Origin of the sequence: Snodgrassella sp. W8135, from assembly GCF_016101225.1 — a bacterium.
In the GTDB taxonomy this organism is placed as follows: Bacteria; Pseudomonadota; Gammaproteobacteria; order Burkholderiales; family Neisseriaceae; genus Snodgrassella; species Snodgrassella alvi.
Genome location: NZ_JACFQX010000001.1, coordinates 683571 through 696926, shown reverse-complemented (window position 1 = coordinate 696926; position 13356 = coordinate 683571). Strand labels below are relative to the sequence as shown.

Annotated in this window: 21 protein-coding genes; all 21 read right to left on the bottom strand. The window is 43.1% G+C overall.

All coding sequences use genetic code 11. The annotated features are described in order from the left end of the window. Nucleotides 1–23: 23 nt before the first annotated feature. The 21 genes from H3T75_RS03080 to H3T75_RS02980 all read right to left on the bottom strand — a co-directional run bounded on the left by H3T75_RS03080 (nucleotide 24) and on the right by H3T75_RS02980 (nucleotide 13329). Complete coding sequence (locus tag H3T75_RS03080; RefSeq protein ID WP_198210990.1) at nucleotides 24–572, bottom strand: hypothetical protein; 549 nt, start codon at nucleotides 570–572, stop codon at nucleotides 24–26. Nucleotides 573–574: 2 nt separating this feature from the next. Continuing rightward, nucleotides 575–958, bottom strand: a complete 384-nt coding sequence (locus tag H3T75_RS03075) for a phage tail terminator-like protein (protein WP_198210989.1) — start codon at nucleotides 956–958, stop codon at nucleotides 575–577. 2 nt (nucleotides 959–960) lie between these two features. Then, a complete protein-coding gene (locus H3T75_RS03070; RefSeq protein WP_198210987.1) occupies nucleotides 961–1416 on the bottom strand; it encodes a hypothetical protein in 456 nt (151 codons plus the stop codon). Continuing rightward, the gene (locus H3T75_RS03065) at nucleotides 1413–1769 is read right to left on the bottom strand and encodes a hypothetical protein (protein WP_084551476.1); all 357 of its coding nucleotides are present in this window, start codon (nucleotides 1767–1769) and stop codon (nucleotides 1413–1415) included. The genes H3T75_RS03070 and H3T75_RS03065 overlap by 4 nt, the downstream gene beginning before the upstream one ends. 1 nt (nucleotide 1770) lies before the next feature. Beyond that, entirely contained in the window at nucleotides 1771–2181 is a 411-nt protein-coding gene (locus H3T75_RS03060; protein WP_078474842.1) for a DnaT-like ssDNA-binding protein, read from the bottom strand. Beyond that, on the bottom strand, nucleotides 2162–2539 hold the full coding sequence (locus H3T75_RS03055) for a hypothetical protein (RefSeq protein ID WP_198210986.1): 378 nt from the start codon (nucleotides 2537–2539) through the stop codon (nucleotides 2162–2164). Before H3T75_RS03055 ends, H3T75_RS03060 begins: the two co-directional genes overlap by 20 nt. A gap of 10 nt (nucleotides 2540–2549) precedes the next feature. Continuing rightward, on the bottom strand, nucleotides 2550–3524 hold the full coding sequence (locus H3T75_RS03050) for a major capsid protein (protein ID WP_078474844.1): 975 nt from the start codon (nucleotides 3522–3524) through the stop codon (nucleotides 2550–2552). 15 nt (nucleotides 3525–3539) lie between these two features. Then, nucleotides 3540–4310 (bottom strand): DUF6651 domain-containing protein, encoded by a 771-nt coding sequence (locus H3T75_RS03045; protein ID WP_198210984.1) that lies wholly within the window; start codon nucleotides 4308–4310, stop codon nucleotides 3540–3542. A 44-nt stretch (nucleotides 4311–4354) separates the two neighbouring features. Then, the gene (locus tag H3T75_RS03040) at nucleotides 4355–5308 is read right to left on the bottom strand and encodes a hypothetical protein (protein ID WP_198210982.1); all 954 of its coding nucleotides are present in this window, start codon (nucleotides 5306–5308) and stop codon (nucleotides 4355–4357) included. After that, nucleotides 5280–6686 (bottom strand): DUF4055 domain-containing protein, encoded by a 1407-nt coding sequence (locus tag H3T75_RS03035; RefSeq protein WP_198210979.1) that lies wholly within the window; start codon nucleotides 6684–6686, stop codon nucleotides 5280–5282. The genes H3T75_RS03040 and H3T75_RS03035 overlap by 29 nt, the downstream gene beginning before the upstream one ends. 4 nt (nucleotides 6687–6690) lie before the next feature. Then, entirely contained in the window at nucleotides 6691–7977 is a 1287-nt protein-coding gene (locus H3T75_RS03030; RefSeq protein WP_198210978.1) for a terminase large subunit domain-containing protein, read from the bottom strand. Next, nucleotides 7952–8413, bottom strand: coding sequence for a helix-turn-helix domain-containing protein (locus H3T75_RS03025; RefSeq protein WP_198210976.1), 462 nt, complete (start codon nucleotides 8411–8413; stop codon nucleotides 7952–7954). The genes H3T75_RS03030 and H3T75_RS03025 overlap by 26 nt, the downstream gene beginning before the upstream one ends. Before the next feature lie 240 nt (nucleotides 8414–8653). Next, nucleotides 8654–9151 (bottom strand): hypothetical protein, encoded by a 498-nt coding sequence (locus H3T75_RS03020; protein ID WP_198210975.1) that lies wholly within the window; start codon nucleotides 9149–9151, stop codon nucleotides 8654–8656. A gap of 172 nt (nucleotides 9152–9323) precedes the next feature. Further along, entirely contained in the window at nucleotides 9324–9848 is a 525-nt protein-coding gene (locus H3T75_RS03015; protein WP_198210973.1) for a hypothetical protein, read from the bottom strand. Nucleotides 9849–9858: 10 nt separating this feature from the next. Further along, on the bottom strand, nucleotides 9859–10152 hold the full coding sequence (locus H3T75_RS03010; protein WP_198210971.1) for a DUF1364 domain-containing protein: 294 nt from the start codon (nucleotides 10150–10152) through the stop codon (nucleotides 9859–9861). A gap of 2 nt (nucleotides 10153–10154) precedes the next feature. Further along, nucleotides 10155–10754 carry a DUF1367 family protein gene (locus H3T75_RS03005; protein WP_198210970.1) on the bottom strand — a complete coding sequence of 200 codons (600 nt, stop codon included), beginning with the start codon at nucleotides 10752–10754 and terminating at the stop codon, nucleotides 10155–10157. Between the two features lie 2 nt (nucleotides 10755–10756). After that, a complete protein-coding gene (locus H3T75_RS03000; protein ID WP_198210968.1) occupies nucleotides 10757–11104 on the bottom strand; it encodes a DUF1064 domain-containing protein in 348 nt (115 codons plus the stop codon). Continuing rightward, nucleotides 11034–11384 carry a hypothetical protein gene (locus tag H3T75_RS02995; RefSeq protein ID WP_084551488.1) on the bottom strand — a complete coding sequence of 117 codons (351 nt, stop codon included), beginning with the start codon at nucleotides 11382–11384 and terminating at the stop codon, nucleotides 11034–11036. Before H3T75_RS02995 ends, H3T75_RS03000 begins: the two co-directional genes overlap by 71 nt. Next, nucleotides 11377–11637, bottom strand: a complete 261-nt coding sequence (locus tag H3T75_RS02990) for a hypothetical protein (RefSeq protein WP_198210966.1) — start codon at nucleotides 11635–11637, stop codon at nucleotides 11377–11379. Before H3T75_RS02990 ends, H3T75_RS02995 begins: the two co-directional genes overlap by 8 nt. Further along, nucleotides 11630–12445, bottom strand: coding sequence for an ATP-binding protein (locus tag H3T75_RS02985; RefSeq protein WP_198210965.1), 816 nt, complete (start codon nucleotides 12443–12445; stop codon nucleotides 11630–11632). The genes H3T75_RS02990 and H3T75_RS02985 overlap by 8 nt, the downstream gene beginning before the upstream one ends. Then, the gene (locus H3T75_RS02980) at nucleotides 12436–13329 is read right to left on the bottom strand and encodes a hypothetical protein (RefSeq protein ID WP_198210964.1); all 894 of its coding nucleotides are present in this window, start codon (nucleotides 13327–13329) and stop codon (nucleotides 12436–12438) included. Before H3T75_RS02980 ends, H3T75_RS02985 begins: the two co-directional genes overlap by 10 nt. Nucleotides 13330–13356 lie beyond the last annotated feature (27 nt).

Genomic DNA, 13356 nt, shown 5'->3' with positions numbered 1-13356 from the left:
AAGCCGCTTAAAGCGGCTGCGGTTTATTTGGTTTTTTGGGATTTACTAGGGTTTTCGGGTGTTTCTGGTGTTTCAGGGATATTTGGTGTTTCCGGTGTATAGTTTTCTGTTGTCCACCCAGCATCGGCAACGGTTGATAATTCCAATGAGCCCCCTAAAACCTCCCCAACTTTACTATTCCAGCTCGGATTGACTTCCTTTTGACAGAAAAAAGTGCAGACATCCGCATCTATTGCTTCTGCATTAGGGTCGCAGTAAATCACCCTCACCTTTAACAGACTATTGACTAACGCGTTCATGTAAGCCGCTAAAGCTGGCTGTCTGGGGTCAAAACGCTTTAAGTTAATGGATAACGTGCCATTGTCTTTAGCTCCCGCCATAAATGATTTTGTACCTTTAGCTGCCTGACAAAAGTCTGTCGTGTCGTGCTTATCAGTTTTGCCATCTTTAAAATCATAGCTGTCATGACCGCAAAGCTGGATATTCTCACCATATTCCTGTTTCTTCGAATCATAAAAAGAGAATTGCATTACTAATCCGTCGGACGGAATTGCGCGTGCTAATGTCGCCATATTTACTCCGTAATTGTTTGATAGCGGATACTTACATTGACCATGTAATGCGTTGCAGTAGTCATTCCTTGTGAGCGGCTCACTGTTGATGTAAGCAATCCGTCAAATCGTTTATTAAAGAAAAAACCATGCAGTGCATCTGCATAGTTTTCCGCCATCGCTCTGCCTGTTCCCGCCGGTGTATAAACGTTGATACTAAAAATGCCACTGTAAATTTCAGTGGCATCAAGCGTGTCTATAATGGTCGGCTTAGGCAGATTTTTGGCTATAAAAAAAGCCCCTTTAGGGGGAACCTCAGGGACTTGGTTGTCATAGTAGACTGGTGGCGCGTTGGGTAAGGCGGCAAGCCGCTGCTCCAATGCGTTACTGATATGATTAAATAGCATTATTATTCGTCTTTCTTCGCCTCAGCAATTCGTTGTACCGTCTGCTGCCATCCGGCAACTGTAAGACGGAAAAAGCCCTGCGGTGCCTGAGTAGAGTAACCGTTAACCGTTTTGCCTGTCGGAACTTTAGGCGGGTTAGGATATAGCCCGTACTCCAGCACGCGGATATAGGGCAAATTGCTGAACAAATAATAATAGGCAGGATGGGATTTACCGCTTTTCAGGCGCGACAGTAATTGTCTGGCTTCCGCTAAATTGCCCTTACTGGTGTCTTTGGTTGTTTTACCGCTGCACTGATCCGCTTCAACAAACCAGTTAGATTTAGCCTGCCCTGTATCCTCAGGTGTGGCATCAACCATTTGCTGCTGCAAATCCAGTACAGCTTCTGAAACAATATTATCAGCCTTATTGCGCGCCTTATTCAGCATTGCCTCTATTTGAGAAGCAAACGAATTCATTGACGTACCTGCAATTTATAAATTACATCAATATTAGCAGGGCTTACACGCTCAATACTGATTAAACGCATTTCCATATCGTTAACCAGTACACCATCTCCGATAACTGGTGTGGTGGCTATGTTTTCCAACAATACCACCATATCACCAGTCAAAATGCGCATGCCGTCAATTTCATTGTTACTGTAATGAAAAGCGCAGCCATAGCCGGTATAAGTCTCTATTGCCTGCTGATTACTGCCTGTAGCAGGATCATACTGCTCACCAGTCTTTCGCTTGATAGTAATAAGCTGCCCGAACTCTTTTAACAGATCAGCGGCAATAATCCCAAGTTCTTTATAATCGAAAGCCATATCACCCCCGATAAACCGGTATCTGGTTAAAGCTGCTTTTAATATAAGGCGCAAGTAATGCATCTACATATTCAAAGCGTACACCAGTACTGTCACTGTAAGTAACTGAGATATCCGCCACTGTTACTGCCCGCCGTTTTTGCTCACCGTTATCAAACAGCCCGTTTTTTAACGCCAGCTCACAAACGGCTTTATATACCGGCTCAATAACAGCCTCGTCTCCTGCCCGCATCTTCCGATTCAGGTCATTGCGCAAACGGTAACAGGCATCTATGTAATCTGAGGCAGCAACAAGCCGCAATTCCTTTTGGCTTATCTCCAATGCTGCCCACTCCGCCTGTGACGGGCGAATAGAATGATAAGCGTCCGCCCGCTCTATGCTGACATAGCTATCACTCGGCACCCTGATCATTTTGCTCACCATCGCCCGCATTTTGCGATTGCGTATGCTGCTGATACAAAGCTAACAGTTCGGCTTTCTTAGCTGCCTGCGGTATTTCTACACCCAGTTTCAGCAAGGCTTCGTTCAGCTCTTTAACCGTATTGGGCGTACTGCTTCCCTCTGCATTCTTGCCGGTATCACTTACAGCTTCGTCCTGCTTTACAAATTGTTTGTAAGGCTCCGGCACCTCTCCGGCTGCTTCATCGCATAGCTCTATACTATCCCCGTCACGATACATACTGACATCACGTACAAGATAGCCTTTGCCCTCAACTTCCTGTACTTTTGCCGGGTCTAAGCCATACATAAAATATAGTTTTTTAGCCACAATTTGCCCCTTAAATATATGTGCGGCTTAGTTTAGCCAGCACACCGGCAGTATTTTTAACACTAGCGGGTACTTGTATCCAGTTGGTGCCAGTTGCAAGCGCAAGATTCGTCGGGGAGGCACCGCCTTTAGTAATATCCCATTTATAACCTTTAACAGCTACGTTATACGACCATTCGGATTGATGCATAACGCCTAGATTTTCCCTGCCAAGAAGATCTTGTATTGCTGATTTATAGTCTGCGTTATCACTTACTACAATACCGCTTTCGGTTAAGCCTAAGGTGTTATAACCTGTTATGGATTCGCGATCATCCGGATTTGTGGCCGTTACCAGCGATGGGCTATCGGTCACAATAAATATACGTCCTGCTACATCTTTGGTGATATTTACTGTTCCATATGAGAATAATCTTTCAGAATTATTTAAAGCATGATTGAGTAAATCTGAGGCACAAGCCGAATGCATAACCCATACTTTAATCGCGCTTTCACGATCGCCAAATAATGCGGCTGTATTGGGTAGTGCAGCAGCATTGACTTCATCTTCTCGTATTGCTTTTGGATTATTCTGAATAGCCGCCACAGCACACATAATGCCAGTATTCAGCATATCAGCCAGACGTGCCTTGCCTAATTGTTCGCCTAGTACTATAGCTGCATCAGTCGGGTTCTGCTGAATCCATGTATATTGACTTGGTGTATATTCAACAGGCGGTGTGCCTGCCGCTACTTTAATGCTGTTTTCTGTTGTCTGGGTTAAACGGACAGAGTTTACTGCTCCGTCTCCATAGACATTGCGCCGTCGAATAAGATCAGCAACACCTTTGAAGCTGGATTTAATATCCTCATCACCACTGGACGGTCGATTAATTAACGTTATCGTCCCTTGCGAGGCTTCATTGAATTGGTTGATATCCTGAGCCACCGTTTCTGTCATCGCGGTGTAGGTTTCACTATTAAAAACTTCAAGATCAAATGGCATAAAAACTCCTTATCATTAGTTATTTGCTGCTTTAGTCTGGATAAATAAGCGTCGCTCCTCTGGTGTTTTGCATTCTGCATAAGTGGCTGGTAAGCCTTTTGCTGCTGCATTACCTGAGGTTGTCCCGCCTCCGGTTGCCTGATTGCCTCGCAAAATACTGTCTTTGTTTTTGTAATTGCCCACCAGAATTTCGAGAGCCTCATCAAAGGCAGCAGGTTCGCCAGGATTGATCTGGCTGTAAATTTCATTACCGTTATTGTCTTTAGCGATAATCCTGCCATCGTCTGTCACGTTGAAATTTTTGCCGAAAGCAGCCTGAGCAATATCAGCAGGTATAGCGAGCCTGTCTTTAATGAAAGTTGAACGGGCAAAGCTGCCGCCTATCTTTTCATCATAAAGCTGCTGCTTTATTGTTTCCATTGCCTTATTTGCTTCCTCAATCTTGGCATTTGCCGCCTTATTGATTTCTGCCTTAACGCGCTCCACCTCACCAGCATCAATCAGTTTTTTGCTATCAAGGTTATTACACGTTTCGATAGCTTTCCGCGCGGCTTCCGGGTCTTCAATGCCATCAAACTGCCTGAGCTTTTGTTCGGCCGCCTCTTTAGCTTCTCTGTGGGTTTTGGCCTCTTTGCAAAGCTCTGAGATTTTGTTGTTAGCCTGATTTACATCATATGGAATTTCCTTTCCGTCTTCGTTCACATAAACCGGTTTCCCGTCTTGCACGACAGCATGACCGGCATCATCAAGTTTTAACTGCAAAGGCATTTTTTCTCCTGTTCGCATAAAAAAAGACCGCCTGAGCGGTCCGGGTGTTAAATAAAAAACTACTACTGATACTTTTCTCTTAATTCGTTAAGGGTCATAGGCTGTAAGCCGCCGTTTTTAACGATATCGGTGACATTCACCTCACCTGTTTTCAGCATTTTGCCGATCCCTTTCCCAAATTGCTCCTGTAATTGAGTTAAGGAACGGGAATTAATCCATTTTTCACCTGTCATTCCGTCGAATTCTGCCTGTAAATCGGTTAACGGCAGCACACTGCTGCGACACCTGCAATGCAAAGGCGGAAGCTGAAAAATCTGATCATGCCCGATAGGTTGTTTATCTTTGTCCCATATTAAATGGTTACGACTAAAACAAATTGCTGATGTCCTTTCGTCAATTATTGAATAATGCTGCCATCCTTTCACCTTGCTATTAATACGACCAAAGGCATAAATAATCTGATTTCTGATTGCCCCGGCCGCTGTGGGTACTGTAGCCTTAATCCAGTTATTAGCCTTTTTGAAAACGCCAGCCAGATCAGGTATCAGTCCATCAACTGCACCAGTTCTGATCTGGCGTTTAATTGTGCTAAATAATTGCGCTTTCTGTGCTGTAAATGTTTCTTTCAGGGTTAGCCCGCCCAATAAAATACCAGCCGTTAGGCTGGTTATCTGCGCATCTGAGAGATGTTTAATTCCGCTATTGTCATCCGTAACTGATATAAATAAACGTGGCAGATAGCTGGCTTCATTGTCGCCTATGTCGTTTATCGTCTGCTGTATTTGTTCTTCACAACTACTGTAAAAATCATCAATAGCCAGTTCGATTTGTTTCAGCAACTGCTTTAACTGCGTTTTATTTAGCGCAGTTAAATCAACACCAGCGATCAGGACTTCAATATTTCTCTCTAACTGCCCAATCTGCCTCTGTAAGTCATTTTCAAGCCCTGTTTCAACACGGATCACATCAAGCTGGCGTGTTATCAGCTCATTTGCTATCTGCTGGTTGGGTGTCATCGCTAAAATCCATTTGAGGCGCGTTTATAGCGTCCTGTTCAGCTTCTAAGCGCTTCTTTTCTTCTTCCCAGTCTGCCTGATTGGAAATAACCCCGCGCCGCTTAGCCTCTTCAAAAACGGTCTGTCTGCTAACGATATCATTGGTATTTAATGTGATAACCACATTCATACCCTCAACAGTATCATCAGTCTCTAAATTGCCGCTAATTTCAACGTGGCTCTGTTCATTACTGCTTAGCCACTTAGACATCATATTCAACGCACTGTCTATCGCGCTTTCAAATAAATTCGCGTAATGTCGCAGCAGGCTGATTTCCTTGCTTTGCTCCTCTTTTGCCTGTGAATCGGTCATAGCCAGCTTGGTACGGGTTAACAGCTTGGCACCGGCAACTTTCATATCAGATTCAATTCGGTCTAACCCTGTCCAGCCTGCTTCAGCAGCACGCCCGCTATGCTCAATATAGCCTATCTGCTCATCTGTTCCCAATTGCAGCATGGTGCCAACACCTGAGGTGAGTTCGGATACCTCACGGTCACCTGAATAATACATGAGCGGTACGCTGATAAAGTGCAGCAGATAATCCTGATCACTGCGTGCCTGCCAATGGCGTATATTTAACTCTGCCAGATTTTCTAAAACCGGCTTACCTGCAAAAAAACCTATGCGTTCTGGTGTAAAAGCAACCACCGGTACATAATCCAGCGGTTTACCGCCTATTCTCAGCTCTTTCTCAGAATGCAGTGCCCAGCCGTTTTCCCCGTTCCGGTAAACAGTGACCTTACCCGGTGTCATAACAGTAATTTGTTCCGTTATCTTCTCGCCGAAAGCACCATCAGGCTCTAATACAGCCGACCGGTAACGGAACTGTGTACATACCTCTGTGTTCTGTCTGATTTCACTACGCCAGCCTAATACACTATTAAAGGGTACATGCGTGACATATGGCCGCAAACCTAGCCGCTTAACATCTGCAACAGTGTAGTTATCATCAGCAGGCGGATAGTCGACAACTACATAACTGACACCATGCGCCATCGCGTCATAAAACCATTTAGAGCAAAACACATCAATATTGTTATTTTTTAAATCAAAGTTTACTAAATACTCTTTTAAGCTATCGGCAACCTTTTCGACAATCAACGGCTTGGCAAATGTTCTGCCCACCATCTGCGCCACTGTTTGCTCGTAAGCCGGATATAACACAGACATTTTTAAACGCCGCTTATATTTTTCGTCACTTTCGGCTTCTTCTTTTGGCAAAAACCTTGCCCCGGCACGACGCATAGCCTGAGTGCCGCCTAATAAAGCGTTAATCTTTTCATTAACGCCATGCATATGCCGGACTATTTCGGATTTAAAATCTGGGTTATTACTCATATAACTATATCCTGAGATCATGCCGGCCATGTGCCGGTTTCTGTATAGGGTACAAACGCGCAATTGGGTACGTGCCGGCATCTATCACATGGTCAATACCGCTGGATTTATCAGGCGCACCGTTTTTGTCATAAGCCTGCTGCTCTAACGCCTCTGTAAAACGCGGGCATTTTTGCGGATTAACAAACATGCGCCTTTCTTTATTTGCATTCAGCAGCATGGCATTGGTCGCATTAATCCGGTCCTTAACGGCTGGGTTAGATTTCCCGACCCTGACGGATAACCCAGCTTTTTTGATTATCGACAAATCAGATTTTGAATAATCTTTGCTACTGGTGTTCTGCCCGCTGGCGTCTGGATAAATATCAATCTGATGGTTCGGATACTTCGCTTTAATTAAATTGCACATTTCCGGCGTGTCACGCACATCAACCAGTTCATCAACTGCATACGGAATCCCGTTGCGCAAAACGTAAACAACTGCGGCCATTTTCAGTACATTAAAGTCCATGCCTATATGCAATCGTTCGCCCTCTTTTATCGTCGCAGTAGTACTGTTTGCCTCTCTGTCAAAGCAGTTATAAACCGCACCAGATGTTAAATTGACGAATTGCCCGTTTAAATACGCTTTAATTAGTTCAGGCGGATAGCTGGCATATAGCGAGGAAATATAATCATCAGGCAGATTGGCGGCGTTATCGAAAGTGCTTGCCTGTATTAACCCGTAGAACTGTGCTAGCTCCGGCTTTTCTCTGATATCTTTAACAAACCGCTCATAAACAAAGCGAAAACCCTCTGGTGTAGTGGTTACATCTATGCCATTTGTTAAGCCGGGTATCTTATAACGCAGACGGGCAATTGTTTTATTCCAGATCTGGAGGGCTTTTTCTTTTTTAAGCGTATCCAGCTCATCAACTAAAGCATGTCCGATTTTAAAGCCGACAATTGTGTCTGGCTTATCCATTGAGCGGCATATTGTTGTGCCGCGATAGATGCTGGTCCCAGCTTCATAAAAATCGACCTCTTTATTAGCATACTTAATATCAGCCCTAAGCCCCCATTGAGACGCCACCTCTTCTATAGTAGGAAAAAAAATATCTCTGATCTGCGGGTATGTCGGAGCAAAATAACCTTGGTTTACTTTAGGGAACTGCCAGAAACGCGCGCACATTGCAGATCCGCCAACCCATGTTTTCCCTCCACCAAAGCCAGAAACAAACGCCCTGAATTTCTTATTTAGGTTATAGAATCTGAATTGAGGAATATTAAGTGTCGGTGTGATCGTTGTCATTGTTTGCCCCTGCATCCACTGTTTGCACGACAATTTGTACCGGTACCGCCTCCTGCACTGAATTTTCGACCGTAGGCTTATCTCGCCATAGTTCAGGCTGTCTGTTCTTTAACCAGAATATCTGGGCGGTAGGATCAGGAGGGATGTGTTTTTTAGTTACGCGCTTAACCTTTTTCTTGCCATCATCGCGCACCTCTACTTCCGTTACTTCCATGCCCATAGCTCTTTTAAACAGCGATTCTGCCACCTGAGCATCCGCGACAACCTTGCCGCTTTTTATGGACTTGCAAAATTCAGGATATTTCTGCTTCCATCTATTAATCGTGCTTTCGTTTACATCAAAAAAATCGGCTAGCTGCTTATCAGTAAAACCCAACAGACACAGTTTGCGCGCCTGTTCGGCATACTCTTGCCTGTAGTCTGTTGGTCTTGCCATGTTATTAATTCCTTATTCCTTTGTTATCCTTTATATCGCCATGATTTTGTGTATCGATATCCAATAAAAAAGCCCACGCGAGCGCGTAGACTTGTCTCTTTTTGCCGGTTAATATGCATACACCAACAAAAAGCGGATTAGCTATCAACCAATCCGCTATAAATAAATATCATATGTAATATAAGTAATTTGCTACTAAACCCAACAAAAACCAGCCTTTTTGGCTGGTTATATTAAAAATTAGTCACTCTCTGCTGTTATGAGGAGCTCAACTTCTATCAATTCTAAATCTTCATCTTCATCTTCATCTAAATCTTCATCTTTCTTTTTCTTTTTCTCAAATATTCGGGTTAAACTATAGTCCGACACACTAAAAGATAGTTTCCCACCTGGTATGCGTCTAAGCAATTTGTTTATTGCATTGACTTTCTCGTCTATAGGCGCACCGAAAGTACCATATTTTTCAAAAGAATACTTAAGTGTTATGGTATAAGCTTCTTCCCATTTATAATGGGAAGAAATTTCTGGCTTAGTATCTAAGTCGTACCAATCATGAGTTACAAAAGGTAAATCAGGACGTCCGGAATCAATTAATTTAACATCATGATAATTAAGTGTACGACTTCGTTTCTCTTTGTGCCGGCTTAGAAAAGAAGATATAAACAATCCCATCTTCTTGCATTTATATTGGGTACCCTGTTCGAGCATTCTATCGTATTCACTTGCTGTTAAAGTCATTTTAATTACCTCTTTCTCTCGAACTCGACATTATGCTGATAATTAAAAGCCCAACTTTAGAAGGCTAGTTAATATGTATATCGAATCTCGCGAATAAGGTTTATATATCTTTATCTAACGTCTTATCCGAAACATAGCATAATTATAAATTTTCACTCCCGCTTTTTCAATGCTAAAAGCTTGAATATTCCAAATTTTTACCTAATTTAACTAAAACATCCTCCATTCCAACCTCTAGCTTATCTATACAGTCACAATGCAGCTTGTTAATGATGGTTTTAACATGGGATAACTTCCTATTCAGTCTCTGCGCCCCCCAGTCGAATTTATCCTGTAGCTGTATATAGGTTTTATTCTTGGTAAAAAGGTATTCCAGCAAGGTATCGCACTCTAACGGCTGAATATATGAATCTCTGGCTAATACGTAGTTTGTTAAATCAATAATACCGGACAGGTTATAGCCATATTCTGCATTAATCAGCGTCCATTCAATATCATTTAAAATACGTTCTACACGGGTTAACAGCATAGAGCTGTTTGCATGCATATCATGCTGGCTTAGCCCTGATTTACTTCTGTCGACTACGCCTCTGGATTTAATCCATTCCTCAATGCGCGCTGAATTACTTTTACCCATGATTAGCGTATTTTTTATGAAAAACACTTCACACAGCATGTGATCTATTGATTCATACATTATTCAGCTCCTAAGCTATTTGTATCAAATGCTGGCTGTTTAGTAGCAGTTGCGTCCTCAGTACGCCCTCTGCGTGGTACAGGTGTGCGGTTTCTTTATCCAGTATCGTTGTTCTTCTATCCGCCTCATTATGGCAGGCACTGCATGCGTATGCGCCTAATAGATCACTGGGTTTAATTCCGGTACCGCAACTACCTGCCAGCCTATAATGAGCAAAAACCACTGTTTCAGAGTTACCGTTACAAATACCGGGCATGCGTACCTGACATTGCTGCCCTCGTGCTGATCGGGTGATTTTGCTCATGATTAATTCCCTAAAGATAAAAGCTGATCAATAGCCTGCTGCGCCTCATCTTCACTAGAGAAGCGGTTGCATAAAATCATGTTCCAGCAAACAGTGAAACAGGCTTTATAAAAGGCGTTAAACTGGTCCTGATCCATACTGGCAAAACTGATTGATTTAGGTTCTTTCACTACGCCTGCTGGTGTTAAGCGATAATTAAAATATCCGGCTTCGATAGTTAGCCAGCGACGAAATGAATCAATGTCTTTGTCTATAACCGGTAGTTTTTCGGCGCGCTTTTTAGCCAGTAAGTTAAGTGCTTCCTCTGCGGCTTTAACAATAATGCCTTTATTACCGGCGAACTTATCCAGCCTCTTAGCTACCCACAGCACCACATCCCGTTCTTTAGGGCTGATAACTCCGCCTGCCGGTTGCCAGTAATCAAAAGCAAAAGGCAGTAAGCCGCCAAAGAATAAACGGTGATGAGGCAGACTGCGGTCTTTTTGTCTTGTTACTTGTATCTTTACCGGTTGGCCCACTTTAAATCCTTTGAGGCTATCGGCATCAATTGCTGTAACTGGTCGCAAGCTGTTATCAACTGCCTTAACTGCTACTAATTCCATGATTAAAATTCCTCAATGCTCCAGCCTCCGCCGTTCTTCTTGGACCGGCGTTTTACCGCAATAAATTTAAGCGGGTACATATCAGCGGCTACTTTGATTTTTACCCTTGCATCATCCTGCCAGAAGCCCTTTACTTCATGCATTTCCATAGTGCCGTCACTGCGCATGACGCAATAATCCGGTGTGTAAAAGGTGTTATCTGCCAGCCTGAGTTTTACGCCTTCAAACCGGTACCAGCTTATTGATCCGTCCTGCATGGCCGGCTTTAATACTTCAAGCTCATATGCCTGCTCTGTTTTGTTTTTTTGTCCGGTTTTTAATTTTCCCAGTGCGTAAAAATTTTTTGACATCTTTTCTCCAGTATTTGTTTTTCCAGTTTCTTAAGCCACGCAGCTTTGCTTCAATGTCATCCGGGCTTATATCGATTTCTGCGAGGGCACAGACTTCTTGAAAACCTCTACTCCTGAAATAGCCCATTTCCAGCCTGACCGCCCTATCCAGATCTCTGGAATCGCCTATAGCTTCAGTAGCGTCCTGCAATGCCTGAATAATGACCATTCCCCATAAGGCTCTGCATGCGTGATATTGTTCATAAGGGGATTCAACATAATCATCTGGCTGCTTATCCATGCTGCCTCCTGACATACTTACTCGGCTTATTATTTCGGGCTTCCCACTCTTCGCGCTTTATTCTCAGATCTTCGGCTATAGGCTCAAATTTGTTGTTTGCACACTCTCTGTGACCGGGAAAATAACGCCATTTTTCATCATGAGCACAAATGCCAAATCCGAGTTCCGACATTTCGTGGGGGATATATTCGCCTTTATTATTTTTTTCTCTCAGTATCCAGTTACGGCAAGCTATACAGGTATTTTCAGACACGATGTGATCCCCAGTGAAAAACAAGCACTTCTCCGCCGCCCTCTTTTAACCGGTCAAAGATTCGCTGACCAAGTGCTTCTCTGACCTGTGCCTGATTAAGGTTACTGATAACAATGGTTGATTTCATGTTCTGATAACGGGCATTAAAAACATCAAACAACGCACGGCTTTCTGCGTCTGAGCCGGATTGAATACCTACCTCGTCAACTATCAGCAGGTCGTAATTTCCAAAGGCTTCGATAACTTCCGTTTCTGAATATTTGGCGTTATAGCCTTTCGATTCTCTGACCAGTCTATTAATTTCTGAAACACTGGTGAATCTTGCTGTACCGCAATATTTTTTAATGACATGTGAAGCCACCGCACAGGCAAGATGAGATTTTCCGGTGCCTGTATCTCCAATCATTACGATGCAGCGTCCAGAATGCTCCTGAGATGGTTTAAATTCCTCAGAAAAGGCAACAACACGGTTGAATACCTCTTCTTGCTTAGCGTTACCTTCGCTCAATTGATAATTATCGAACGTTTTGTCTTGAAAACGTTTTGGAATACCGGAATTGCCTAGAAGCTCATCAATCCGCCTGCTTTTACGTTTTTCCTCTGCTTCCTTCAGCTTCTTATTTTCAGCTTTAATTCGCCGCTCTTCGCTATCACGTTCGCAATCAGGGCACTTAGTTATCCTGCCGTTCTTGTATGTTGTTTGTATATATTCGCCATGAATGCTGCATAGGGCTGTATTTTTCCCAGTCTCAACAAACTGCGGGAAATTAGTTACAATTCCGCCTACATGTGTTAAACCTACAGCCATGCCTGTACTCCTCCCTCTGTATGCTCCGGAATTTCTTTAACGCTAGGCTTAGGGTTGTTTTTAACGCTTGGATCGCTTGATTTATTTTTATTACGATTTGCATACCATTCAGCAATAAATGCTCGCCAGTTGTTTTCTATGCATACTCGAATAGCAGCCTCAAGCGTTATTCCTGCTTTATTTGCTTCCCTTTTGTTCCCATCCATAGCCGTTTTAGTGAGAGCTGCCTTTTTTGTTTCGCGTACAACAAGATAATCTTTGGCAACCTGTTCATCTATGCCTTCAGCCAAGAGTAGCTTCATGCCTTCATTCCAATTTTGCTGATTTATGGCCTTTTTGGCCTTTTTGGCTGTTTCGGGTTTTTCGGGTTTGTTTATATTTTTATTATTATTATTCTTTTCTTTGTTAGAAGTATTAGTATTTATTAATACACAGGGATTTTCCCCGTTTGGAATTTTCCCCGTCGGGGATTTTCCCTGTCGGGGATTTTCCCTATTGGGGATTTCCCCGATTTGGGTTTTTGCCTCTTCGGGATTTTCCCGATTTGGGTTTTCGACTAAACCATTATTGGCTGTCTCGCTGTTTGCAATCTGCGGAGTATCGTAAACAAAATAATCAACCTCACCAGTCGATCTGCGTTTCATGACTACATAGCCGGCCTCTTTTAACTCTTTCAGCATTGCGTACAAAGCATCTGCTTTTGAATGTTTCCGGCAGCCTTTAGTTTCATTTTCCAGAGCTTTAACAATTACTGACCAGTCATCCGGTTTTGAAAGTAAAGTACACAACAAACCTCTGGCATCAAAAGATAATTTACCGGGCTGAAAAATTATATTACCAACCACCGTAAATTTATCCTCACGCTTTGTTCTAATTACAGCCATAACTCACCTCTGCTGCTTCTGCATCTT

Bases quoted from the DNA above. Each gene is read 5' to 3' on its own strand.
- H3T75_RS03080 (WP_198210990.1), bottom strand. From the start codon at position 572: ATGGCGACATTAGCACGCGCAATTCCGTCCGACGGATTAGTAATGCAA.
- H3T75_RS03075 (WP_198210989.1), bottom strand. From the start codon at position 958: ATGCTATTTAATCATATCAGTAACGCATTGGAGCAGCGGCTTGCCGCC.
- H3T75_RS03070 (WP_198210987.1), bottom strand. From the start codon at position 1,416: ATGAATTCGTTTGCTTCTCAAATAGAGGCAATGCTGAATAAGGCGCGC.
- H3T75_RS03065 (WP_084551476.1), bottom strand. From the start codon at position 1,769: ATGGCTTTCGATTATAAAGAACTTGGGATTATTGCCGCTGATCTGTTA.
- H3T75_RS03060 (WP_078474842.1), bottom strand. From the start codon at position 2,181: ATGATCAGGGTGCCGAGTGATAGCTATGTCAGCATAGAGCGGGCGGAC.
- H3T75_RS03050 (WP_078474844.1), bottom strand. From the start codon at position 3,524: ATGCCATTTGATCTTGAAGTTTTTAATAGTGAAACCTACACCGCGATG.
- H3T75_RS03045 (WP_198210984.1), bottom strand. From the start codon at position 4,310: ATGCGAACAGGAGAAAAAATGCCTTTGCAGTTAAAACTTGATGATGCC.
- H3T75_RS03040 (WP_198210982.1), bottom strand. From the start codon at position 5,308: ATGACACCCAACCAGCAGATAGCAAATGAGCTGATAACACGCCAGCTT.
- H3T75_RS03035 (WP_198210979.1), bottom strand. From the start codon at position 6,686: ATGAGTAATAACCCAGATTTTAAATCCGAAATAGTCCGGCATATGCAT.
- H3T75_RS03030 (WP_198210978.1), bottom strand. From the start codon at position 7,977: ATGACAACGATCACACCGACACTTAATATTCCTCAATTCAGATTCTAT.
- H3T75_RS03025 (WP_198210976.1), bottom strand. From the start codon at position 8,413: ATGGCAAGACCAACAGACTACAGGCAAGAGTATGCCGAACAGGCGCGC.
- H3T75_RS03020 (WP_198210975.1), bottom strand. From the start codon at position 9,151: ATGACTTTAACAGCAAGTGAATACGATAGAATGCTCGAACAGGGTACC.
- H3T75_RS03015 (WP_198210973.1), bottom strand. From the start codon at position 9,848: ATGTATGAATCAATAGATCACATGCTGTGTGAAGTGTTTTTCATAAAA.
- H3T75_RS03010 (WP_198210971.1), bottom strand. From the start codon at position 10,152: ATGAGCAAAATCACCCGATCAGCACGAGGGCAGCAATGTCAGGTACGC.
- H3T75_RS03005 (WP_198210970.1), bottom strand. From the start codon at position 10,754: ATGGAATTAGTAGCAGTTAAGGCAGTTGATAACAGCTTGCGACCAGTT.
- H3T75_RS03000 (WP_198210968.1), bottom strand. From the start codon at position 11,104: ATGTCAAAAAATTTTTACGCACTGGGAAAATTAAAAACCGGACAAAAA.
- H3T75_RS02995 (WP_084551488.1), bottom strand. From the start codon at position 11,384: ATGGATAAGCAGCCAGATGATTATGTTGAATCCCCTTATGAACAATAT.
- H3T75_RS02985 (WP_198210965.1), bottom strand. From the start codon at position 12,445: ATGGCTGTAGGTTTAACACATGTAGGCGGAATTGTAACTAATTTCCCG.
- H3T75_RS02980 (WP_198210964.1), bottom strand. From the start codon at position 13,329: ATGGCTGTAATTAGAACAAAGCGTGAGGATAAATTTACGGTGGTTGGT.